This is a genomic window from Gordonia sp. N1V (genome assembly GCF_029269935.1).
In the GTDB taxonomy this organism is placed as follows: Bacteria; Actinomycetota; Actinomycetes; order Mycobacteriales; family Mycobacteriaceae; genus Gordonia; species Gordonia polyisoprenivorans.
This window is the reverse complement of record NZ_JARJDD010000003.1, coordinates 305,268-328,314: the sequence shown is the minus strand read 5'-3', so window position 1 is coordinate 328,314 and position 23,047 is coordinate 305,268. Positions and strand designations below refer to the sequence as shown.

18 protein-coding genes and 3 pseudogenes are annotated in these 23,047 nt (G+C 67.5%); 9 read left to right on the top strand and 12 right to left on the bottom strand.

The genetic code is table 11. The features are described 5' to 3' along the window. Positions 1-10: 10 nt before the first annotated feature. Positions 11-330: pseudogene (locus P3L18_RS06225) on the top strand (GIY-YIG nuclease family protein). A gap of 118 nt (positions 331-448) precedes the next feature. Here the strand turns inward: P3L18_RS06225 and P3L18_RS06220 are convergent. Continuing rightward, a complete protein-coding gene (locus P3L18_RS06220) occupies positions 449-1,768 on the bottom strand; it encodes a competence/damage-inducible protein A (RefSeq protein WP_079931520.1) in 1,320 nt (439 codons plus the stop codon). Positions 1,769-1,795: 27 nt separating this feature from the next. Then, positions 1,796-3,019 (bottom strand): oxygenase MpaB family protein, encoded by a 1,224-nt coding sequence (locus tag P3L18_RS06215; RefSeq protein ID WP_079931519.1) that lies wholly within the window; start codon positions 3,017-3,019, stop codon positions 1,796-1,798. A gap of 116 nt (positions 3,020-3,135) precedes the next feature. Between P3L18_RS06215 and P3L18_RS06210 the strand changes: the two genes are divergently transcribed. Then, complete coding sequence (locus tag P3L18_RS06210) at positions 3,136-3,813, top strand: TetR/AcrR family transcriptional regulator (protein ID WP_249154837.1); 678 nt, start codon at positions 3,136-3,138, stop codon at positions 3,811-3,813. Between the two features lie 4 nt (positions 3,814-3,817). Here P3L18_RS06210 and P3L18_RS06205 read toward each other — a convergent pair whose 3' ends face one another. Beyond that, on the bottom strand, positions 3,818-4,528 hold the full coding sequence (locus P3L18_RS06205; RefSeq protein ID WP_079931517.1) for a CPBP family intramembrane glutamic endopeptidase: 711 nt from the start codon (positions 4,526-4,528) through the stop codon (positions 3,818-3,820). A 109-nt stretch (positions 4,529-4,637) separates the two neighbouring features. On the opposite strand from P3L18_RS06205, the gene P3L18_RS06200 reads away from it, so the two are divergent. The 4 genes from P3L18_RS06200 to crtI (P3L18_RS06185) all read left to right on the top strand — a co-directional run bounded on the left by P3L18_RS06200 (position 4,638) and on the right by crtI (P3L18_RS06185) (position 9,505). After that, the gene (locus tag P3L18_RS06200) at positions 4,638-6,344 is read left to right on the top strand and encodes an alpha/beta-hydrolase family protein (RefSeq protein ID WP_276113673.1); all 1,707 of its coding nucleotides are present in this window, start codon (positions 4,638-4,640) and stop codon (positions 6,342-6,344) included. A 106-nt stretch (positions 6,345-6,450) separates the two neighbouring features. Then, a complete protein-coding gene (gene idi, locus P3L18_RS06195; RefSeq protein ID WP_094601372.1) occupies positions 6,451-7,008 on the top strand; it encodes an isopentenyl-diphosphate Delta-isomerase in 558 nt (185 codons plus the stop codon). After that, positions 7,005-7,928 carry a squalene/phytoene synthase family protein gene (locus P3L18_RS06190; protein WP_079931514.1) on the top strand — a complete coding sequence of 308 codons (924 nt, stop codon included), beginning with the start codon at positions 7,005-7,007 and terminating at the stop codon, positions 7,926-7,928. Before idi ends, P3L18_RS06190 begins: the two co-directional genes overlap by 4 nt. Continuing rightward, the gene (gene crtI / locus P3L18_RS06185) at positions 7,925-9,505 is read left to right on the top strand and encodes a phytoene desaturase family protein (protein ID WP_276113596.1); all 1,581 of its coding nucleotides are present in this window, start codon (positions 7,925-7,927) and stop codon (positions 9,503-9,505) included. Before P3L18_RS06190 ends, crtI (P3L18_RS06185) begins: the two co-directional genes overlap by 4 nt. A 172-nt stretch (positions 9,506-9,677) precedes the next feature. Here crtI (P3L18_RS06185) and crtI (P3L18_RS06180) read toward each other — a convergent pair whose 3' ends face one another. The 5 genes from crtI (P3L18_RS06180) to P3L18_RS06160 are packed head-to-tail and all read right to left on the bottom strand — an operon-like array spanning position 9,678 to position 14,961. Then, positions 9,678-11,165, bottom strand: a complete 1,488-nt coding sequence (crtI, locus tag P3L18_RS06180; protein ID WP_276113595.1) for a phytoene desaturase family protein — start codon at positions 11,163-11,165, stop codon at positions 9,678-9,680. Further along, complete coding sequence (locus tag P3L18_RS06175) at positions 11,158-12,324, bottom strand: glycosyltransferase (protein ID WP_276113594.1); 1,167 nt, start codon at positions 12,322-12,324, stop codon at positions 11,158-11,160. Before P3L18_RS06175 ends, crtI (P3L18_RS06180) begins: the two co-directional genes overlap by 8 nt. Next, positions 12,321-13,148, bottom strand: coding sequence for a carotenoid biosynthesis protein (locus tag P3L18_RS06170; RefSeq protein WP_276113593.1), 828 nt, complete (start codon positions 13,146-13,148; stop codon positions 12,321-12,323). Before P3L18_RS06170 ends, P3L18_RS06175 begins: the two co-directional genes overlap by 4 nt. Then, a complete protein-coding gene (locus P3L18_RS06165) occupies positions 13,145-13,855 on the bottom strand; it encodes a monooxygenase (RefSeq protein WP_079931509.1) in 711 nt (236 codons plus the stop codon). The genes P3L18_RS06170 and P3L18_RS06165 overlap by 4 nt, the downstream gene beginning before the upstream one ends. Continuing rightward, on the bottom strand, positions 13,852-14,961 hold the full coding sequence (locus P3L18_RS06160; protein ID WP_276113592.1) for a polyprenyl synthetase family protein: 1,110 nt from the start codon (positions 14,959-14,961) through the stop codon (positions 13,852-13,854). Before P3L18_RS06160 ends, P3L18_RS06165 begins: the two co-directional genes overlap by 4 nt. A 153-nt stretch (positions 14,962-15,114) precedes the next feature. On the opposite strand from P3L18_RS06160, the gene P3L18_RS06155 reads away from it, so the two are divergent. After that, positions 15,115-16,335 (top strand): FAD-dependent oxidoreductase, encoded by a 1,221-nt coding sequence (locus P3L18_RS06155; protein ID WP_014361940.1) that lies wholly within the window; start codon positions 15,115-15,117, stop codon positions 16,333-16,335. Positions 16,336-16,364: 29 nt separating this feature from the next. Here P3L18_RS06155 and P3L18_RS06150 read toward each other — a convergent pair. The 4 genes and pseudogenes from P3L18_RS06150 to P3L18_RS06135 form a co-directional block, all read right to left on the bottom strand. Next, positions 16,365-17,734 (bottom strand): annotated as a pseudogene (locus tag P3L18_RS06150) (FtsX-like permease family protein). Beyond that, complete coding sequence (locus P3L18_RS06145; protein ID WP_276113591.1) at positions 17,731-18,486, bottom strand: ABC transporter ATP-binding protein; 756 nt, start codon at positions 18,484-18,486, stop codon at positions 17,731-17,733. The pseudogene P3L18_RS06150 and the gene P3L18_RS06145 overlap by 4 nt, the downstream one beginning before the upstream one ends. A gap of 126 nt (positions 18,487-18,612) precedes the next feature. Then, the gene (locus P3L18_RS06140) at positions 18,613-19,254 is read right to left on the bottom strand and encodes a response regulator transcription factor (protein ID WP_276113590.1); all 642 of its coding nucleotides are present in this window, start codon (positions 19,252-19,254) and stop codon (positions 18,613-18,615) included. Continuing rightward, entirely contained in the window at positions 19,251-20,450 is a 1,200-nt protein-coding gene (locus P3L18_RS06135) for a histidine kinase (RefSeq protein WP_276113589.1), read from the bottom strand. Before P3L18_RS06135 ends, P3L18_RS06140 begins: the two co-directional genes overlap by 4 nt. A gap of 14 nt (positions 20,451-20,464) precedes the next feature. Between P3L18_RS06135 and P3L18_RS06130 the strand changes: the two genes are divergently transcribed. Beyond that, the gene (locus tag P3L18_RS06130; RefSeq protein ID WP_265077140.1) at positions 20,465-20,884 is read left to right on the top strand and encodes a hypothetical protein; all 420 of its coding nucleotides are present in this window, start codon (positions 20,465-20,467) and stop codon (positions 20,882-20,884) included. Between the two features lie 504 nt (positions 20,885-21,388). Next, positions 21,389-22,976, top strand: a pseudogene (locus P3L18_RS06125) (HNH endonuclease). The last annotated feature ends 71 nt before the right edge of the window (positions 22,977-23,047 follow it).

The following is a 23,047-nucleotide window of genomic DNA, read 5'->3' as shown; positions in this document are numbered from 1 at the left end:
TACTGACCCCATGTCCGGCTACGTCTACATTCTCGAATGCTCCGATGGCAGCTATTACGTTGGCAGCACGGTGGATCTCGACCGACGAGTGAACGAACACAATGAGGGGAAGGGTGCTGCGTACACCAGTCGCCGTCGTCCTGTGCGGGTGGTGTTCAGTCGAGAGTTTTCGACTGTTGAAGAGGCGTACCGGCTCGAGAAGCGGATACAGGGGTGGTCACGCGGCAAGCGGGAGCGTTGATCGATGGCGATTTCGACCTACTCCGGGATCTGGCGCGTCGTCCCGGTGCGCGGGCAAAGGACGCTCGTGGGGCGGAACCAGCACCGTAGCAAGGGGTCTCGAGGCTTCGTCGCTGGCGCTCCTACGCACCTCGACCATCGGAATTGGGGGTCTTTTGCCCGATGGTCGAGGTGTGAGGAGCGATAGCGACGAGCCTCGAGACCGCCGTCAGCTGAGGCTGTCAGCTCGACCATCGGATCGCAGCGCGCGGTACAGCATATGCATCGCGATGGTCACCGACCGCTCGCGCACGGCGGCGCGGTCACCGGGCAGGTGCAGCGTCCGTGCGCGCGGTGCCGTACCGGCCAGCGCAACACCGAAACAGACGGTGCCGACCGGTTTGTCGGGCGTTCCGCCACCCGGGCCGGCGATCCCGCTGGTCGACACTGCGATGTCGACAGCGAAGCGACCGACCGCGCCCTGCGCCATCGCCGCGGCGACGGGCTCGCTCACGGCGCCGTGTTCGGTGATCAATTCGGCTGGGACGTCGAGCATTCCGGCCTTGGCCTCGTTGGAGTACGAGACGACCCCGCCCATCACATAGTCCGAGGACCCGGCGCGGTCGGTGAGGCGCGCCGCGATCATGCCGCCGGTGCACGACTCGGCCGTGGCGACGCTGCGGCCCTGCAGCGCCGCGGCGACGAGATCGTCGATGGTGGAACCGTCGACCGAAAAGATCTGTGTCCGATGATGTTCGAGCAACCCTTCGGCCAGGGCGTCGTAGGCGGGTTGGGCGCCGATCGGATAACGGGTCACGATTTCCACCTCACCGCGGCGCAGGCAGGTGGTGATCTCCAACTCGTCGGCGCCGTCGATCCCTGGCTCGATGGTGCGCAGGGTGGCGGCCAGGTCGGACTCCGAGAGCCCGAAGGCTCGGATGGTTTGTTCGCGGAAGTCGCCGCGTCCGGCGATCGCAGCGGCGATCGGTTCGGTATCGATCGCCGCGTCCCACATGCCCTGCAGCTCACGCGGCGGACCCGGCAGGACGAGGATCGCCGGTGCTCGCCTTGCGTCCTCGGCGACCGCGGGTATCGCGACTCCCGGTGCGGTGCCGACCGGAGGGATCGGTTGCGCGCCTTGGGGAATCATTGCCTGCTTGCGGGTGCCGGCCTGCGACGACTCCGTCGCGGGCTCGCCGCGCTGCTGCTGCCAGCGTGAGATGATTTGCGCGATATGGGTTTCCATCTCCGTGTCGAGATGCAGCGGGCGTCCGCAGAACCGGGCGACCGTCTCCACGGTGAGGTCGTCGGCTGTCGGGCCCAGACCGCCGGTGGTGACGATGAGGTCCACCCCGGATGCGGCGAGGAAGTGTAGTTGCGCGGTCAGGTCGTCCGGCCGGTCGCCGCAGATGGTGATGTGGGCGACGTCGACGCCGAGGTCGAGGAGGCGCCGGGCCACCCACGGGCCGTTCGCGTCGGAGATCCGACCGGTGAGGACCTCGGTTCCGGTGACCACGATTCCCGCACGCACATTCACGCAATCGAGCATAGTGCGGCGGGATCGTGGGCCGCGGCGTCAGTTGTAGTTCGGGTTGTTGAAGTAGGGAATCTGGATGCTGATCGGCATCCGCAACTCGGCCATGTAGAACAGCACGAACTGCCGGAGGAACTCGTCGAAGAGCCAGTAGGTCTCCCGCGGCAGGCCGGCGTTGAGCAGGCCCTCGCGGACCGCGACGTAAGGGCCCCAAGCGGTTTCCAACAGCGGAGTCCAGACGGGCTCACGGGGGATGTGCAACCAGTCGGCGATCTTGTCGCCGAGCATGAACCGGGTCAGCGCACCGAGGATGGGGCGCGACAGCAGGGTGAGGTCGAGATCCATCCCAAGATCGAGGAGCATGTCGGCGAGTTTCTGGCCCTCCGGCGTCCATGCGAGGATCGGATCGAGAACCTGCTTGGCCTGCGAATCGGCGGTGGCCCACGAGTTGGGGATGTATTGGTCCTGCACGCCGAGCATCGCCGCGGTGACCTGCCAGGAATGCAGGAACCCTTCGGACTCGTCTGCAGGCAGGGGCACCTTCCACTTCTCGAGGTTGCGCATCACCGTCGTCGGCAGACTGTGCCAGGTGACCATGATGTCGGCCTGGCTGATCGGCTTCTCCTCGGGTGCCGAGCGCACCCAGTGTGCGGACTTGGGCAGCAGATGCCGCACACCCGCATGGGCCATTCGGGTCTTGACGCAGGTCACGACCATCTCGCCGCCGGGCTGATAGGCATTGAGCGACCCGATGTCGTAGCCGAGCTTGGCCGTCTTGGAGATCCGGTCCTTGAGGTCCCAGCCGCCTTTGGAGTAGTAGACCGCGCGCGCCTCCTTGGGGATGACGGTGCTCATCATGCCGCTGGCGAAGCCGTACAGCACTCCGAGGTAGGTGCCCCGTCGCTGATTGAATCTCACCGCGGCAGCGAGTTTGCCGCGATCGGTCCACGACGGCAGTTGGCGGGCGTGTTCGATGAAGTCCCGCAATTCCGGAGGCAACCCGGCCGGTAGTGGCTGGGAGTTGGTGCGCCATTGATTGAGCAGATTGTTGACCTCGACGATCTTGCCGCTGTCGATGACCCGAGCGATCACCTGGTCGGCCTCGTCGTCGAAGATCGTTCGCGGATCGGCTCCCGTTCCCACACCCGGGATCGAGTTGGCCGGTGCCCACGTCCAGGGCGTGGCCTGGGTGAGTGTCGCGAGGGCGCCCGCGGCGCCGATCGTGCCTGTGGCGCGCAGGACCGCGCGCCGGTTGAGCTGTTCCATGATGTTGTGCTCCCGTCTATCGCCACCCGACTCGATGACGCGATGTAACAACGTGAGTAACGTTGTAACATCAGGAGTAGCATACAGTGATTGGCATCACAACAGATTCACCCCGAATGCGTTGGAGGTTCATGGTGGTCTCGGCGTCGTCGGCACCGAAGTCGTTGTTGGAGAGGGCATATGACGACGTCGTTGCCGAAGGGGGAGAAAGCGCGAATGCGGACGCGACCCGAGAGAAATTGCTTGATGCCGCATATGCACAATTCTGTCGTTTCGGTATTCAACGCACCTCGCTGGAAGAGGTGGCCAAGCGCGCGGGCACCTCACGCATCACCATCTACCGCAAGTTCACCAACAAGGACGTGCTCGTCGAGGAGGTGATGCTGCGGGAGTTCCGGCGTTACCTCGTTCAATTCCTCGCCGACATCGCCCCGGCGCGCACCATCGCCGAGCGCCTGGTGCTGGCCTTCGTCAGTTCCTATCGCGCGGTGTCGACGAACCCGCTGATCAGCGGGCTGCAGCAGACCGAACCCACCCTGCTGGCCGGTGCGCTCGGCGCCGACGGGCGGCTGCTGGCCACCGTTGCACAGTTCATCGCCCAGCAGCTGCGCCAGGAGCAGCGCGCGGGAACCCTGCGCGCCGACCTCGACACCGACCTGACTGCCGAGATGATGGCGCGGATCTCGGCGTCGTTTCTGACCACGCCGAGCGCGCTCGTCGACACCGACGACGACGATCAGCTCGCCGACATCGCCCGACGCTTTCTGGTGCCGATGCTCGACGCCCCGAGCTGACCGTTCACCCCGGCAGCTGCCACGCGATCGCCGCGGCGATCGCGCCGAGGCCGTTCACCGACCAGTGCAAGGCGATCGGCGCGAGCAGGCTCCCGCTGCGAATCCGTAACCAGCCGAGCAGGATTCCTGCGCCGCCGGTCACGACGACGGCGAGCGCGACACCGGCGAACGTGGCCAGCGGGCCGCTGCCCACGATGTCACCGAGCCCCTGATTGTGTGCCGAGAGCCCCATCGACGAGCCGACGTGCCACAGTCCGAACAGTCCGGCCTGCAGGATCAGCGCTGTCCGGGGACTGCAGATCCGTCGCAGCGCACCGAGCAGCACACCGCGGAAGATCACCTCCTCGGCGAGGATGGTGTGGATCGGGATGAGGACGAGTGCAGACACCAGCGCCGCGTGGACGTCCCGATAGGCGTCGTTGTGGAACAGGTCGCGCGTCCACGGAACGGCGACACCGACCGCGGTGACCACGGCAACCGCACCGATGATGACCGCCGCGTAGCGCAGACCCGTACCGAGTGATCGTCGCGCCAGACCGAGATCTGCCCAGGACAAGCCGGTAGCCCTGGCGAGAACGAGGATGAGCGTGGCGGCGATCGGCACCGCCCACTGCACACCGGGAACCGGGGTCACGAAGATCAGCACTTGCACGCAGGCGAGAACCGTCACGACGCCGACACACAGCCACGCGAACCGGCGCCCCGGGAGAGACATACATTCTGCCCTTCTGCCGCGATATGCCGTCTGACAAGATGTTTCCGACCGATTGTGCCCGACCGTCGGGGCGCGGACGACAGGAGCATGGCCAGTGCCGGAATCTGATGTGGACGCCGTCGACGGCGTCGACGCCCCGCAGGACGTGAGCGCCCAGCCGCACCGGTCACGGGCACGGGAACGCGCCGTGGCCTACCTCGGCCGGATCAGCTATTCCGGCCTGGCGGTGGCAACGGCATTCCTCTGGTTCTCGGCGACACCGTCACTGTTACCGCGCGGGCCGCTGTTCCAGGGCATCGTCAGCGGCGCCGCGGCCGCCGTCGGCTACTGTCTCGGCGCCTTCTTCGCCTGGCTGGTGCGGTTCATGTTGTCGAGGGATCGGCGGTGGCCCTCGCCACCGTGGTACCTGTGGGCCGCGCTGGGTGTGATCTTCGCGGTGGGCACCTCGGTGATGTTCTATTGGTATTCGGTGTGGCAGAACGAGATCCGCTCGCTGATGAAGGTCGACCAGCTCTCGTGGACGGCTTACCCGTTGATCATCGTCGTCTCCGTGGTCGTGTTCGCGCTGCTGATGGTGATCGGACAACTGTGGGCCGCACTCGTCGTCTGGTCGGTGCGCAAACTCAATCGCTTTGCGCCACCGCGGATTTCTGCGGTCGCCGGCGCGACGGTGATCGTCCTGATCACCGTGTTCATCCTCAACGGCGTGGTCGCGAACTACTCGATGAAGTGGCTTAACGCCTCCTTCGCCGCGGCGAACGACGAGACCGATGCGACCACGTCGGCACCGACGACGATGGTCCGATCCGGTGGCCCGGGCTCGCTGGTCACGTGGGGCTCGCTCGGCCGGGAGGGCCGGCGATTCGTCGCGAACGGCCCCGACGTGCAACAGCTCTCGGCGTTCAACGGGGCGCCCGCGATGGAGCCGATCCGGGCATTCGTCGGGCTCGGATCGGGAAATGATCTGCGCGCCAACGCCACCATGGCCGCCGATGAGTTGGTCCGTGCCGGGGGTCTCGACCGGGCCGTGGTGGCCATCGGGTCGGCCACCGGATCGGGGTGGCTGAACAAGGCGACGGTCGACTCGCTGGAGTACATGTACAACGGCAACGTCGCCACGGTGTCGATGCAGTACTCGTATCTGCCGAGCTGGCTGTCCTTCCTCGTCGACAGCGAACGTGCGCGCCAGGCCGGCAGTGCGTTGTTCGAGGCCGTCGACGCACGCATCCAGCAACTGCCCGAGGGCCGCCGACCCAAGGTGGTCGTGTTCGGGGAGAGCCTCGGTTCGTTCGGTGCCGAGGCCGCCTTCGGTACCGTCCCGACGGTCGTCGCCCGCACCAACGGCGCACTGTTCGTCGGGCCGACGTTCAACAACCAGTTGTGGAGTGACGCCACCGCCGCCCGCGATGCCGGTTCGCCACAAGTCCTGCCGATCTATGACGACGGCCGGCACGTCCGGTTCATTGCCGACGCCTCGGACCTCAACCGTCCCGACACGCCGTGGCTCGACCCGCGCGTCGTCTACCTGCAGCACGCGTCGGACCCGATCGCCTGGTGGTCGCCGCGGCTCATCCTCAACGAGCCGGAGTGGCTGAAGGAAGAGCACGGCCGCGACGTGCTCGGGGCGATGACGTGGATGCCGTTCGTCACGTTCCTGCAGGTGTCGGCGGACATGGCCGTGTCGGTGAACGTGCCCGACGGTCACGGCCACAACTATCTGAGCGCCATCCCGTACTCGTGGGCCGACATTCTGCAGCCGCCCGGATGGACCCAGGACAAGACCGAACGGTTGTTGCCGCTACTGCATCGGGACTGAGCCGGTCGGGTCGCCCATCCGAGTTTGCGTCGGTGTCGAAGTGCTGTTGTCTGGAGGCACGCCGGGCCGATCGAGGCCCGACCGACCAATGAGGAGCAGACCGCGCATGACCGAGGACCTGGCCGAGGACCTGGTGGTACTCGTCGAGCCCGACGGCACGCCGTGCGGTACCGCCGACCGGACATCGGTGCACACCACCTCCACCCCGCTGCACTTCGCCTTTTCCTGTCATCTCGTCGAGGCCGGCCGGTTGCTGATGACCCGCCGGGCGTTGACGAAGAAGACCTGGCCGGGTGTATGGACCAACTCCTACTGCGGGCACCCGCGACCCGGCGAGAGCGCCGTCGACGCCGTGCATCGTTACGCCCAGCGGGAATTGGGCCTCGACGTCACCGATGTGCGCTGTGTCCTACCCGATTTCCGCTATCGGGCCGTCGATGCCAGTGGTGTGGTGGAGAACGAGGTGTGCCCGGTGTTCGTCGCGCGACCGACCGGTCCGCTGCGGCCCAACCCCGACGAGGTGATGGACGTCGCGTGGACCGACGTCGACGACGTGTGGTCGGCGGCGCGACGCACCCCGTGGCTGCTCAGCCCGTGGTTCGTCGATCAGGTGCACGCGCTCGGTGCCCACCCCTACCGTGTGCCGGAGCGGGAGACGTCATGAGCCTGCGCCAGATGGGTTCGCACCGATCGCCTGCGACGACCCGTCCGTATGTGCGCTACGACGAGGTCGCCGACGCCAGCGCCGACCTGGTGATCCGCTCGTATTCGTCGTCGTTCGGCCTCGCCTCTCGGCTGCTGGCCGGGCCGATCCGCCGCGACGTGCGCAACATCTATGCGTTGGTGCGTGTGGCCGACGAGATCGTCGACGCCCCGCGGCCCGGCCAGGACGTCGAGAGCAGGCGGGTCGCGCTCGATCAGCTCGAGGCCGACACCCTCGCGGCGATGGACACCGGGGCGAGCACCAACCTGGTCGTCCACGCCTTCGCCCGCACCGCCCGCAGGGTCGGCGTCGACGCCACGCTGACCGCGCCATTCTTCGCGTCCATGCGCACCGACCTCACCTGCCGAGAGCACGACGAGGACAGTCTGGCCACCTACATCTACGGGTCGGCCGAGGTGGTCGGGCTGATGTGCCTGCGGGCGTTCCTTGCCGAGGAACCCGACCGCGGGGTCCGCTACGCGGCGATGGCGCCGGGGGCGAAGCGTCTCGGGGCCGCCTTTCAGAAGGTCAATTTCTTGCGCGACCTCGGAGTCGATGACGGTGAACTCGGCCGACGCTATCTGACCGGCCTCGACCCGCAGGCTCCGAGCGACACGGCGTGGCGGCGGTGGCTCGACGACATCGACGACGATCTGGCCGCCGCGGCGCGCATCATTCCCGACCTGCCCGGTGAGGCACGGGTCGCGGTATGTACCGCCCATGATCTGTTCGCCGAGTTGTCGGCGCGTCTGCGCAAGGTGGCTCCGGCGGATGCTGTGACCACGCGCGTACGGGTTCCCGGGCCGGCCAAGGCCCGCATCGCCGCGGCGGCAGCAGTGCGCCGTGGATATCCACGAGCGGGAGGGGTGTCGAGCCGGTGACCACACCGAAGAAGGTCGTCGTCATCGGCGGCGGTGTGGCCGGACTGGCCACTGCTGCGTTGTTGGCCGCCGACGGGCACGACGTCGACATCGTCGAGAAGAACGCGAATCCTGGTGGGCGGGCCGGGAGTTGGGAGACGGACGGATTCCGCTTCGACACCGGACCGTCGTGGTGGCTGATGCCGCAGGTCTTCGACCACTTCTTCGCGCTGCTGGGGACGTCGACGGCGGAGCAACTGGAGCTCACCCGACTCGAGCCCGGATACCGGGTGTTCTTCGAAGGTGAGCCCGATCCATTGGAGATCTCCGGCGACCGTGCTCGCAACCGAGAGTTGTTCGAGCGCACCGAACCCGGTGCAGGCGTGCGATTCGACGAGTACCTGGAGTCGGCACGCGACACCTACGACGTGGCCGTTCGACGATTCCTGTACACCAGCTTCGAGTCGGCCCGGGCCTTCACCGCCACCGAACTGCTGCGCCGCCTCCCCCGGTTGGCGCGACTGCTCACCGAGAGCCTGGAGTCGTTCACCGCCAGGCACTTTCGTGACCGGAGGCTTCGGCAGATCCTCGGCTACCCGGCAGTGTTCCTCGGGGCGTCGCCCGAGCGTGCGCCCGCGATGTATCACCTGATGAGCTGGCTGGATCTCGACGACGGGGTCCGATACCCGCAAGGGGGTTTCACCCGATTCGTCGACGCGCTCGTCGGTGTCGCCGTCGATCATGGTGCGCGCCTGCACACGGGGGTGGCGGCAACCGAGATCTGTACTCGCGATTCGGGTCGCGGACCGGTCGGGAGGCGGGCAACGGTCACCGGGGTGCGGGTGACCGGTGCGGACGGCGCCGAGAGTGTGCTGCCTGCCGACATCGTGATCGGCGCGACCGATCTGCATCACCTCGAAACTCGCTTGCTGCCACGAAGATTGCAGACATTCCCGCAACGGTGGTGGGACCGCCGGACGTCGGGACCCGGGGCGGTGCTGGTCTTCCTCGGGGTGCGTGGGCGGCTGCCACAGCTCGCGCATCACTCGCTGTTCTTCACCGAGGACTGGCACGCGAACTTCGACGCCATCTTCTCCGAACCCACCCGCGTCCCCGAGCCCGCGTCGCTGTATGTGTGCCGGCCGTCGGCGACCGACGATTCGGTGGCGCCGAGCGAGCATGAGAATCTGTTCATCCTGGTACCCGTACCGCCCGATCCGTCGCTGGGGCGCGGCGGTGTCGACGGCGCAGGCGATTCCGTGATCGAGCAGGCCGCGGACCGCGCCATCGAACTCGTCGCCGACTGGGCGGGCATCGAAGACCTCGCCGACCGGATCGTCGTACGCCGCACGATGGGGCCGGGCGATTTCGCCGTCGACGTCAACTCGTGGTCCGGTGGTGCGCTCGGGCCCGCACATACGTTGCGCCAGAGCGCTTTCCTGCGGGCCACCAATCGATCACGCAAGGTGGACGGACTCTACTATGCCGGCGGCTCGACCCGGCCCGGCATCGGACTACCCATGTGCCTCATCAGCGCCGAACTGATCCGCAAGCGCCTACGCGGAGACCATTCCACCGGGCCGTCGGTGGCTCCCTAGTGGTGGTGTGAAACCGACTCTGTGGCGGGCAGTCTCGAGGCTCGGCGCATGCGCCTCGCACCTCGACCATCGAGGTACTACTACGGTGGTCGAGGTGCCGACGAGCGCTAGCGAGGAGCCTCGAGACCTCTTGTGCTGAAAGAAGTCTGGCGTGAGAGATCGAACGCGGTGTCTACGCCCGTCCGATGAGTCCGGCGGTGATCTTCGCGGACAGCAGAACCAACGGAAGGCCACCGCCGGGGTGCGCCGAACCGCCGACGAGGTAGAGGCCGGGGATGGGGGAGGCGTTGGCTGGGCGCAAGAACGCGGCGCGCGGACCGTTGGATGAACTGCCGTAGATCGAACCGCCGGGTGTCAGGGTGCGGCGCGCGAGATCGGCGGGGCTGAGTACGAATCGGTGACGGATGCGATGGCGGACGTCGGTTCCGCGAGCGGCCATCACCTCCAACACGTGGTCGGCGTAGGAATGAGCGAGACCGTCGCTGTCCCAATCCATTCCCGAATCCGGGTCGTGACGCGGCGCGTTCACCAGCACGAACCACGCCCCGGTTCCCGCGGCAGGGAGGATGGCCGGGTCTTCCGGCGCGGTGATGTAGACGGTCGGATCGGCGACGGGATGTGGCGCCCCATGCCGGCCGAAGACGGCGTCGAACTCGGCGTCGTAGTCGGCGGGGAACAACACCCGGTGATGTGGCTGTCCGGGTGGCTCGTCGTCGAGGGCGAGCAGGATGACGAAACCCGACAACGACGGTGTGCTCCGCTGCAATCGACGGAGTTGGCGGCGCGCCGACGACGTGTGCACGAGTGAGGAATACACCTGAGCTGCATCAGCGTTGGCCACCACCAGATCCGCGCGACGCAGGTCGCCGGACGCGGTGATGACACCGTCGGCGCGGCCGTCGCGGACCCGGATCTCACGCACCGCGGTCCCGGTCTCGACGCATCCACCGAGGGCGGCGAGACGATCGGTGAGCGCAACGGCGATGCGGCCCAGGCCGCCGCGCACATACCAGGAACCCCAACGCTGTTCGGCCCAGGGCACACTCGCCAGCGCGGCCGGGGCGCGACGCGGATCGGAGCCGGTATAGGTGGCATACCTGTCGGCCATCATGCGCAGCCGTGGGTCGTGCAGATACCGCGATGTAAGGCCCCGCAGCGACGACCATGGGGCGACCGTCCGCACGTCGTCCATACTGCGGGCCAGAGTGGCCATGTCGCGCAGGCTGATCGGCGCTTCGAGGAATGGCCCGTGGGTGGCGTCCCAGATCCTGCGGGCGCGATCGAGAAAGCCCGACCACTGCACGCCGCATCCGGCTCCGAGAGCGGCGTCGAGCGCAGCGGGGATCTCGGCGAAGTCGCCGGGAACATCGAGGCCGGTGCCGTCCGGAAACCGGTACCGGGCGGCGATCGAGAGCCGCTGCAGTTCGAGAACATCGTCGACGGGTGCGCCGGTCGCCGCGAACAGCTCGGCGAGAACGTGAGGCATCGTCACCAACGACGGGCCGGTGTCGAAGACGAAGCCGTCGTGCTCAAGGGTTCCGAGTTTGCCGCCCACCGCAGTCGATTGCTCGAGGACGCTCACCCGATGCCCGGCGTGCTGCAGCCGGATGGCTGCGGCCAGCCCGCCGACGCCCGCCCCGACCACGATGACCTCAGCCACGGCGAGTCACCCGCCCTCGCGGTGTCGTCCCGGGAAGCGCACGCCCCTTCCAGCGCAATCGGTCTCGGCGATGCGCCTGCAGCGAATCCGCGGTGAGCGCCGCGAAACCCGCGATGGACAGCGGATGGACCAACGCGTCCGGCCACGCGCGCCCGCCGGTGACAGACGCCGAGATCGCTCGTGACGCCACGCCTGCAGCGTATCCCAGCAGCCCGATCCGAGAACCCGTGAGCGCCGCCACCGCCGGGACGATGTAGGCCAGCACCAGCATCGTCACCACGCCGACGGCCCCGGCGGGTGAACCGAACGCCGACCACAACGACTTACGGTAACCCTCCCGAATCTCGCGGTGGCCGTGATACATCCGGCATTGCGCCAGGTGCGCACCGGCGCCCACCCCGCCCATACCGCCGACGGACTTGATCGCACGGAGCAGAGCGATGTCCTCGAGAACCTCACCCGCGACGGCTGCGTGGCCGCCCGCTCGGTGGTAGGTCTCGGCATCGACGACGAGGAACTGGCCGTTTGCCGCGGACAGGCTAGGACGCGACGACCGCACCGCGATCCCGAGCGGCAGCGTGCTCATCCACGACCATTGCAGCAGCGGCTGGATCAGCCGCTCGGCCGGGCTGTCGGCGAGTTGACGGGGATACGGGCACAACAGTGCCAGCCCGGCGACGCGCAGGGCCGCGACGGTCGCGGCGAACGCGAACGGGCTTACCCGCACATCGGCGTCGACGAAGGCGAGAACCCCGCTACACGGAACTTGCTGTGCTGCTTGATGACACGCCCACGACTTGCCGAGCCATCCGTCCGGCGGCGGTGTTCCCGCGACAACCGAGACGCGCGGGTCGGTGGCCGCGCAAATCGCCAGGATCTCCGCGGTGTCGTCGGTCGAGTCGTCATCGACGACGACGATCCGGGCCGGCCCCGGCCAACGATCGATCGCCGCGAGCACCGCACGGAGACACCCCGGCGCGTTCGCGGCCTCGTCGCGCATCGGGATGAGCACCGACAACGGCTCGGCGACGGGCAGTGCATCGACATCCGGCGTGCGAATCCGCCGGGCATTGGACACAGTCAGCACAAGGGAGGCTGCAGCCAATGCGGTACCGGAGTTCACGACCCATCGGAGGACGTCGCGCGGCCGGATGGTCATCGTCGGACCTCCCGGAACATGCTGACGGTCAGCGGGATTGCGACAACACCCATCACCAGTCCGCCGACCAGTGCGACCGGCGGCCGACCGAAGAACACCAGATGGGCGATCACCGACGACGCATACACCCACAGGTAGGCGACCAGCGGGAGCAACTCGGCGGCGCGACGATCGGTCGTCGGTGTCGGTTCCCGACGCCCGATCGTCGCACTGAGCACCGCCATCATCAACGCCGACACCAGCAGCCAACCCAGGAAGTTGGTCAGCGGAATCCCCTCGACACCGGGCAACGCCGGATGCGGCGACGACCATCGCCAGTACCCGGCGTCCACCATTTGCGGATCGAGGAACACATCCCACGCGGTCAACGCATACGCGCCCAGAAGCGGTAACGACCACAGCTTTCGGCCCGCGAGCCGTCGTGCCACGATGAACGCCGGCCAGCCCAACATGATCCAGGCAAGCGGCACCACCACGGGGACGCCGAGGATCTCCCCACCGAGCGCTCCGGTATAGGCATAGTCGCCGAACGGGATTCCGGTGTGAACCCCGACGGCCTCGGCGAGCAGACCACCACCGCCGGCCACGACGAGCAGGCAGAGCAGTCCCCGCACGCCGTGCGTCGCCGCACTATGACACAGCATTGCCGCCGACATCGCCACCACGACGATCGTGGTGAGCACGACGTTGCCGCCGCCGGTGAGGGGAAACGCGATCTGCACACCGACACTGGTGGCCAACAGAATCCACGCCGCCACCCGTAGGGGCGGGGGCCGCCGTCGGGATGTGGCTTCGGCGCGATCGACCACATCGTCGGCGGTCACGGCGTGATCCCCCGGTAGGTTCCGATCACCGACTCGACGCCGAATCGGGCGAACAACTCCTCGGCGTACCAGCGTTGTGGACCCGTCTCCCGGATTGCCGACACGTGACCTGCACTCCGGTAGGCGAAGTCGGTCAGTGCGCCGGAGTTGTCCCAGAGTGAGAAGGTGCCCTGCAGACCGATCGGTGCCTCGCCGACTCCGAGTGCCAGGCGCACTCCCGGTGCGGCCGTGAGGTCTCCGACCACCGGGGGCACCGCCCGCCAGAACGACGCCATGCGCGTGGGCCGCAGCCGGGCCCGGGTCAATGCCGCCACCGGGCCTGTCCAGTCGGTACGGCGAGCTCGAGGGGCGTTGGTGCCGAACGGTTCTCGCCGCGACCACCGCCCGCGCGAGGCCAGCGGCACCATGCGCACGATCAGTGTCTCGCTGCCCGCTCGATCCCAGGACCGCAGATAACGTGACGCCGCACCGGTGGCCGCGGCATCGGCGTCGGCCCACACCGTCAGCAGCGCCCAATGGTGGGTGTCGGCGTCGCGCGGGGTGAACGTGCGCGCCGAGCCCGTCCCCATCACCTTCGCGAACCGCAGACCGGGCAGATGGCGCAACGCCCTCCGACCCGACGCGACGCGCAGGAGTGCAGGTCCCACCCGATCGACGCCCCATATGCGCAGTTCGACGACCGGTTTCGCCGACGGTGTCGCCGTCATGAGCGTCGCCTCACCGACTGCCGCACCAATTCCCGCAGTGCCTCGCGCGCGGATTCGTCGACCTCGATGCGATCGATCACCTCCTGCGCAGCGGTGGTCAGATCATCGATGCGGGCCTCGGTCTCGGCGAGGGCGCCCGTTGCCGCCATCAGCTCCCGCACCGCGAGAAGGTCGTCGACGGTGACCTCCGGGTTGCCCAGCGACGTGCTCAGCAGGTGCTTGCCTGCGGGGTCGGCGCGCTCCTGGGTCAGGGCGACCAGCAGGGTCCGTTTGCCCTCGCGGAGGTCGTCGATGACGGGTTTGCCGGTCTCGGCGGGGTCGCCGAACATGCCGAGGACGTCGTCGCGCAGTTGGAATGCCTCGCCGGCGAGCATGCCGATCTCGTCGTACTGCGAGAGGAGGTCGGCGGACGCACCGGCCAGCGCGCCCCCGAGCCGCAGCGGGTGAGAGATCGTGTACTTGGCGCTCTTGTAGTGCAGGATGGTCCGGGCGCGTTGGCGGGTGATGGTTTCTCGCGTCTGTGCGAGCATGTCGAGGGTCTGCCCGGCGAAGGCCTCATCGCGCATCGTCGACCACATCGACCGGACGACTGATCGGGTGGCGCGATCGAGGTCGGCGACGGCGTCGCCGAGCAACTCGTCCGACCACATCAGGCACAGGTCGCCGGCGAGGATCGCCATCGCCGACCCGTGCGCCCGAGCGTCCCCTGACAGGTGCTCGGCCACATGCCGATCGGTGAAGGAGTGGTGGACCGTCGGCATCCCGCGCCGTGCGTCGCTGCCGTCCATGATGTCGTCGTGGATGAGTGCGGCCAGGTGGAACATCTCGATCGCGGTGGCCGTCTCCCACACCCCGGGCGTGCTCGGGGCCCCGGCGGTGCCACTCACCTCGGCGGCGACCCGCGCGCCCCAGACGCAGAACTGCCCACGCAGCCGCTTGCCGCCCATCGCGGCGGCGCGGACGGCGTCGGTGAGACGCCCGACGTCCCGGTCGACGCCGGTGAGGATCGTCGCATGGCCGTCGATGGTGGCCAGCAGCATCCGGTCGACACACGTGCGGATCACTTCCGCCGCGCGGCATGCGGGATGCTCGCGCAACGAATCCATTCGGCCTCCTCAGAACGGGACAGGTCGGGACAGGACAGGTCGGGACAGGACAGGTCGGGTGGACAGGATGCTCATGGACCATTCGGAGCCGGTCCGACCCCGGATGGGCACGCGTACGGTGGGACGAGTACCCACCAGGAAGGTAGGAACGCCATGACCTCAGTGGTGATCGTCGGCGGCGGCCTGGCTGGAGCCAAGACCGCCGAGGCGCTGCGCGAACAGGATTTCGACGGCGACGTCGTCCTGATCGGGGCGGAGGACCACCTGCCCTACGAGCGGCCGCCGCTGTCCAAGGAATTCCTCGCGGGCAAGAAGCAACCCGCCGAGTTCACCGTCCACGACGCGGACTGGTATCGCGACAACAACATCGACCTCCGTCCGGGCACCACCGTCGAGCGCGTCGACGCCGACGCCAAACGGGTTGTGCTGCCCGATGGTTCGACCGTCCCGTACGACAAGCTGGTGCTGGCCACGGGCTCGTCCTCCCGACACCTGAATCTTCCCGGCGAGGACGCTGCGCACGTGCATCATCTGCGCACGCTCGACGAGGCGACCGCGCTCGGCGACGACATCGGTCCCGGGCGTCGGCTGGCGATCATCGGTGGCGGATGGATCGGCCTTGAGGTCGCGGCGTCGGCGCGCCAGCGCGGGGCCGAGGTCACCGTGGCCGAGGTCGGTGAACTGCCGTTGCTCACGGTGATGGGCCGTGAGGTTGCGCAGGTCTTCGCCGACCTGCACCGCGAGCACGGCATCGATCTGCGTACCGGCGTGCAGGTGCAGGAGATCCTCGAGACCGAGGGCTTCGCCACCGGCCTCCGGCTCGGCGACGGCACCACCGTCGACGCCGATGCGGTGCTCGTCGCCGCCGGGGCGGTTCCGGCGCTCGGGCCTGCGGAGTCCGCCGGCCTCGACATCGACGGTGGTGGCGTCCTCGTCGACGCCGGGCTGCGTAGTGGCAATCCCGACGTCTTCGTCGTCGGTGACATCGCCAACGCCGAGCACCCAGTCCTTGGGCGGCGGGTCCGAACCGAACACTGGGCGAACGCGCTGAACCAGCCGGCGGTTGCGGTGCGAAATCTGCTGGGCGGGTCGGCTGAGTACGACAACCTCCCGTACTTCTTCACCGATCAGTACGACCTCGGGATGGAATACGCCGGACTCGCCGGCGCCGACGACACCGTCATCCTGCGCGGCGACGTCGCGGCCCGCGAGTTCGTGGCGCTGTGGGTGTCCGACGATGCGCGGGTGCTCGCCGGCATGCAGGTCAACATCTGGGATCAGCTCGACGACATCAAGGCGCTCATCACCGCGGGCCGCCCCGTCGATCTCGATCGCGCAGCGGACGCCGATGTGCCGCTGGCGCAGCTACTCTGAACCGGGTTCGGGGTCACTGCACCACTGGATCACTGCACCGCCAGGGCATCGACCGGGGTCACCGCCACCGCGCGCCGACTCGGCGGCAGTGACGCCACCAGAGCCAGCGCGAACGTTCCCACGATGATCGATGCCAGTGCCGCCCAGGGCAATCCGAGCGGAATACCGGACGTGAGTGCTCCGACCAGCGACTGACTGCCGACCGTCCCGAACACGATGCCGAGTACCAGGCCGCTGCGACCGCGGTCCCCGACATCGCCAGCGACTCCCGGAAGATCATCGAACGGATCTGTCCCGTCGTGAATCCCATCGCGCGGAGCATGCCGATCTCCCGGGTTCGCCCGATGACGGTGAGCGACATCGTCGAGACGAATCCGACCGCGGAGATGATCACCGAGATGGCGACCATGGCGATCAAGATCGCTGTGATCACCGACAACGTCTCACGGGTGGCCGCAGCGTTGGCGGCTGACAGGTCCCAGCTGTCGACCGAACGGGTCAGCGCAGCCATACCGGTGGCGATCGTGGTCACCAGGGTGACCCCGATCAACAGGCCCAGGGTCGACCGTGTGGTGCGGTGCGGGTCGCTGACCGCGTTCTTGCGGGCCACCACCGACGGCGCACCCGCGCCGAGAGTGCGTCCGCTCAGCCGCACGAGGCTCGGCACGATCAGTGGTGCGCCGATCAGTACGCCGACGGAAAATGTTGCTGCGCCGAAGAATGCGACGACGAATCCCGCAAGGCTGCCGCGCTCGCCCAACAGTGCAGCCAGCGCGAGGAGTCCGGCCCCCACGAGGAGCAGCGTCGCGGCGACGACGCGTCGGACCGTGCCGATCTCCTTTCGTGCCGGGGCGGCTGCCATACCGGTCAGCACGCCGCGGGTGCCGACCCGAGCAGCCACCACAGCGGTGGCGACGACGGCGAGCCCGGCCACGATCACCCCGGGTGGAAACGACGGATAGTCGAGACCGGGAATGGTGCCGTTTTGTACCAATATGATTCGAGTGATGTCGGTGCCGACTGTACCCAGGATCACCCCGAGGACGGCGCCGATGGCCGCGTCGAGAGCGACGGCCCGGGTCAGGCTCGCCCGCAACTGTGCCGAACTCGCGCCGATGAGCCGCAGTAGCCGTAACTGGTTGCGGCGTCCGGCGATCACGGTGGTGACGCCGTTGGTGATGACGATTGCCGACACGAACAGGGCGATCATGATGAACACCGAGGCGATGACGTCGAGGGCCGCGCCGGCGGAGCCGCCCTTGTGTGCCGAGATCACCGAGAGCATCCGCGATGTGGTGACCAGGGCGGCGCCGTAGCTGGCCGAGAGTGCCGACACCACACCGATCGTGGCGAACTCACGCAGCGACCCGACGGTCAGGCGCGTTGAGGTGGCCTTCATGCCGGAACCTCCTGCAACCCGATCAACAGGTCGGAGATCTGGCGGGGATTCAGACCCCGGTACTCGCCGGCGATCGCGCCGTCGGTGAGGACCACGATCCGGTCGGCGTAGGACGCGGCCACCGGGTCGTGGGTGACCATCGCGATGCCCTGACCGTATTCGCGGGCCGCGGTGGTCAACAGTGTCAACACCTCTCGGCCCGTGCGGGTGTCGAGGGCACCGGTCGGCTCGTCGGCGAGGATGATCGTCGGGCGGGATGCGAGAGCACGCACGATCGCAACCCGCTGTTGTTGTCCGCCGGATAGTTCCGACGGCAGGTGATCGAGCCGGTCGCGCAAGCCGAGCGTCGCGACGAGGTGTGCGATCCACGCCTGCTGTGTGGCATCGGGTCGTATCCCGGCGAGTACGAGTGGAAGTCGGATGTTCTCGTCGGCGGTGAGCGTCGGAATCAGGTTGAAGGCTTGGAAGACGAAGCCGATGGTGGTGCGGCGCAGCAGGGTTCGCGCGGTGTCGTCGAGTCCGGCGATCGGGGTGTCGCCGAGCCAGATCTGCCCGGAGCTGATGTCGTCGAGTCCGGCGATGACGTTCATCAGCGTTGACTTGCCGGACCCGGAGGGGCCCATGATCGCGGTGAACTCGCGGCGATGCAGTTCCAGAGAGACGTGACGCAGTGCGTGGATGGGGTTGGCGGCGTCGCCGTAGGTGCGTGACACGTCGCGCAGGAGGACGGCAGGTGTGTGGGGTGCGTTCATGGGCTCGACGCTACGTTCGTGTGTCCGTGAGATCGTCGGCCGCGGTGTGGAAATCGGGTACATCGCAGGTCGGTCGGTCGTACATCCAGAGATGTACCTCGGGCCGCGCAGGACGGGTGCCCCGGGTCAGACGAGGCCGTGATCGTAGGCGTAGACGACCAGCTGAACACGGTCGCGCAGAGCGAGTTTGGTGAGGATGCGGGAGATGTGTGTCTTGACCGTGGCCTCGGACAGCACCTCGGCCGCGGCGATCTCGGCGTTGGACAGGCCGTGCGCGGCCCGCACCAGGATCTCGCGTTCCCGAGGGGTCAACTGCGCGTACTCCGGGCCGGGTTCTCCCGCACGTGTCCGATGTGTCTCGAACAACCGGCGGGTCGCCGATGCGGCGACCACCTGGCTGCCGTCGACGACGGCGCGGATGGCGGCGAGGAGGAAGTCGGGCTGGGCGTCCTTGAGCACGAACCCGCTGGCACCGGCGGCGATTGCCGACGCAGCTGCCTCATCGGTGTCGAAGGTGGTCAGTACCAACACCTTCGGTGCATCCTGGCCGAGATCGGCGATCAGGTCGGCGGTGGCGGTGATGCCGTCGACGCCGGGCATTCGCACATCCATCAACACGATGTCGGGTCGGGTGGTGCGGACCACCGTGGCAAGGCCGATCGCGGTCGACTCCTCGGTGACCACCTCCATGTCGGGCTGGCTCCCGATGATCATGGCGATGCCTCCGCGGAACAGCGGTTGGTCATCGATCAGGGCGATGCGGATCATCGGGTCTGTGTCCCTCCGGATTCGTGGGTGTTCAGTGTCGTATCGGAGACCGGTGCGGGGATCTGCAGGGAGACAAGCCAGCCGTCGCGGTTGTCGCGGGCACTGCGAAGCGTTCCGCCGATCTGCGCTGCCCGCTCGGCCATACCCGCGATACCGTGTCCGGCGCCTCCTGGAGCCAAGGGATTGTCCGACAGGGCATTCCACACCGTCATCGAGCACCCGCGCGTCCACTCGATGCGCACGACGACGGGTACAGCGAGGTCACCGTACTTGAGCGCGTTGGTGAGTGCCTCGCTGAGTACCCGCCCGGCGACCCGGGTGATGTTCGCATCAACCGACTCGTCGTTCCCGGTTTCCCGGGTGTCGATGGTCATTCCGGCCGCCCGCATCCGGTCGAACAGGGTGTCGCGATCCGAGCGCGACGCCGACGACACATCCTCGTTGCGGAGCTGCTCGAGGAGTCCACGGACGTCACCGAGGGCTCCGCGCGCGGTATCGGCGATGACGTGCAACGCCTTCCGCGTTGCTTCCGGGTCGGCGTCGAGCACCATCCGGGCACCTTCGGCCTGTGCCACGACCACAGCGAGGGAGTGTGCCACCACATCGTGCATGTCGCGCGCGAGCCTGGTGCGCTCGGATTGTTCGTCGTAGAGATCGAGTAGCCGTTTGCGCTCGAGTTCGGCGATGGTCTCGGCGACCGACGCCTGCTGCACCATGCGGCGCTGGTAGCGGATGAAACCGAAAGCCCAGCCGCCGATGACGACGACGGCCGCACCGGCAAATCCGAACAGTCGGATGGCGACCGCGTTGCCCGCGGCGTCGACGTAGGCGTGCGGGAATTCCCAACCGGCCACGACACATCCGGCGATCGCCACCGCCAGGGAACCGAACCGCACCCGACGATCGGGATGTCCGCCGACGGTGGCGAATAGTGGGAAGTAGGCCAGCGAGGCGACCACCGCGATCTGGTCGGTGGATACCTGCACCGCCGCCGAGGCCAGGGCCAGCACGATCATCACGCTGGGTGCCAGCCGACGCAGCGCCAAGGCGATCGACACGACGCCCGCGGTGACCGCGGCCGACGTGGATTGCCCGAGGTGGATCGGGATGGCGACCAATGCGAACACGACCGCGATCGCCACATCGATGATCAACCCGCGACGGGTCAGACCACCGGTGGAGAGCGGATCGCGCATGGCACGATGATCGCATGAGCACCGAGGCCGCGATCGTATTGTTCGTCGCCGGTCTGATCTTGTTACTGGCATTGGTCCTCGGCGTGTGGAAGTACCAGCAGATGCTGACCGCCCCCGATCACCTCGCGCATCCCTACGTCGACATCGCCCACCGTGCGGCGCTGATGTACTCCTTTGCCACGGCCCTGCTTGCTGCGCTCGTGCAGTTCAGCGCGTGGCCCGCGTGGCTCGATCTCGTGGCCGCCGGCATCCCAATCGTGTTCTTCCTCGGCGCAATCCTCACCTACATCGGGCACGGCATGCGTCGCGACACCACCAATCAGTTCGCGCACCCCGACCGAGCCCTACGCCTATCGATGGCCGCACTCATCCTCGGTGAGGTCGGTGGTGTGACAGTACTTCTCATCGGTTTCGCAGTGGGCCAATTCGGTTAGGTCTTCCGACGAGCGGATGCCCTCCTTTCCCCGGATGGTCGACCCTTCCCCCGGTGGTCGAGGTGCGAGCCGCGTGCGGCGAGCCTCGAGACCGCTTGTGCCGGTGCTGGTTCCAGCTCGGCGGGTGATGCGAACAATGATCGGCGAGAGTGGTCTCGAGGCCTCGTCGCTGGCGCTCCTCGGCCCCTCGACCATCGGATGGAAAGGTCCGAAGTAGAACGACGGCGCATTTCCTGACCGATGGTCGCCCCTTCCCCCGATGGTCGCCCCTTCCCCCGATGGTCGAGGTGCGAGCCGCGTGCGGCGAGCCTCGAGACCCTGGTGAGATAACAAGTATCGCAACCACATCCACTACCCACTCGACGCAACAGAGCGCCCGATCGACGCGCGCGAAAAAGTTGTCCACAGATTTCCCCGGTCCGGCGATCATCGGACCGGTTTTGTCGGTACCCCTTCGTACACTTGTTCTCATCAAGTCCGAACGCGGGAGGGGAGGTTGTTCCGATGTCGAGTGTGTTGACGTTCACCGATCCGGATGCCGACGCCGCCGCGATCACAGCCATGACACACGACGAGCTCACCGAGACCGGCCCGGACCTGCTACGCGAGTCCCGCAAATACGAAGCGCGCGCGGTCCTGACAGCCGCCGCGCTGGCGGAGCGGGTGTATCGCGAACGTTTGGCAGGACAGTCCGAGGTCGAGGTGTGGGGTTCGATGATCGAACATGCCGACAAACTCGCCCGCGCCGAAGTGTCGTTGCAGTTCAAGGTCTCCCGCAGCAAAGCCGGGAGTTGGATAGCGCTGGCGGACCTCCTGGAGAAGCTACCGCTGATCCGTGCCGCCTATCTGAACGGGGAACTCTCCACCAACCGGGCTTCGATCATGGCGCGCGCCGCCCAACGTGGCGCGGACACCGAGACCGACAGCGACACCGACAGCGAAAGCACCGACGGTGACGAGTCCGAGATGTCGTTCGAAGAGATCGTCCTGGACTACGGATCCCGCGCCACCACCGACCCAGTCCTGTCGCAACAACTCGACGCCGCACTGATCTCGATGAACCCCGACAGCGTCATCGAGGACCGCGACACCATCACCGACCTGGTCGGGAACGTCACCATCACCCCCGACGTTGCCGGACACTCCGCTCTCGACGCGGTCGTCCCCGCCCATTACGGGGTATTCCTCACCACCCAGATCGAGGCGCTGATCGATGAACGCACCTGCCGCAAGGACCCCCGCCGCGTGGGGTCGCTGCGGGGTGATCGCCCTCGGGGAGATCACCGGTGTGCCGGGAGCGCACCTCGACTGCGAATGCGGACAAGATGACTGCCCAAAACGAGGAGGCGGCACCGACAGCAACGGGTCGGCCGAGACTCCCGCTGACGCCGAGGATGCGGCAGCGTGGGACGACCTGCTACCCGAACCCGCCGATGCCGACGCTCCCGAAGTCGAGTTGGTGGAGCCGGTCGTCGAACCCGACGTCGCTGACCCCATGGATGAGCCGACCTGTGATGAGGTACCGGTCGCGTTCGGGCGGGCCCTGGTCGTACCCGGGGCACCCGTACTGACGGTGTTGAAGGATCCGGACGGGATTCTCGTGCCCCGGTTGCAGGGATACGGGCCCATCGACCCCAGCTATGCCACCACCCTCGCCGACGTGGCCAAGACCATCCACTACCCCGAATCCGCCCGTGCCGCTGGACCACTCATCCCGCAGATCTCCGACCGACCGCAAGCCCCACCGGCGGATCCGACCGGACACGGCGGTCACACCGTGCCACCACCTGGGGCATTGACCTATGCACCCAGCGCCGCCCTGCGCGCTGAGGTGCTGGCCAACGACCCCTGGTGCCGATACCCCTACTGCGGCATGCCCTCACACCTGTGCGACCTCGACCACTGGCGACCCTTCAACCACACTGACCCCGAGGCCGGAGGCTGGACGGTGCTCGGCGACCTGATCCCGCTGTGTCGGGCCGATCACCAACGCAAACACCTCGCCGAGTGGGTGCCAACGCTCTACACCGATCGGCGGGTGGAGTGGCGGAGTCGGTGGAGTGGGCAGGTGATTGTCACCTACCCGCGGTGACGGAGTTCCGCTGTGGGGTGGAACCAGCTGTGACTCAACGGTTCTCGAGGCTCCTCGCTAGCGCTCGTCAC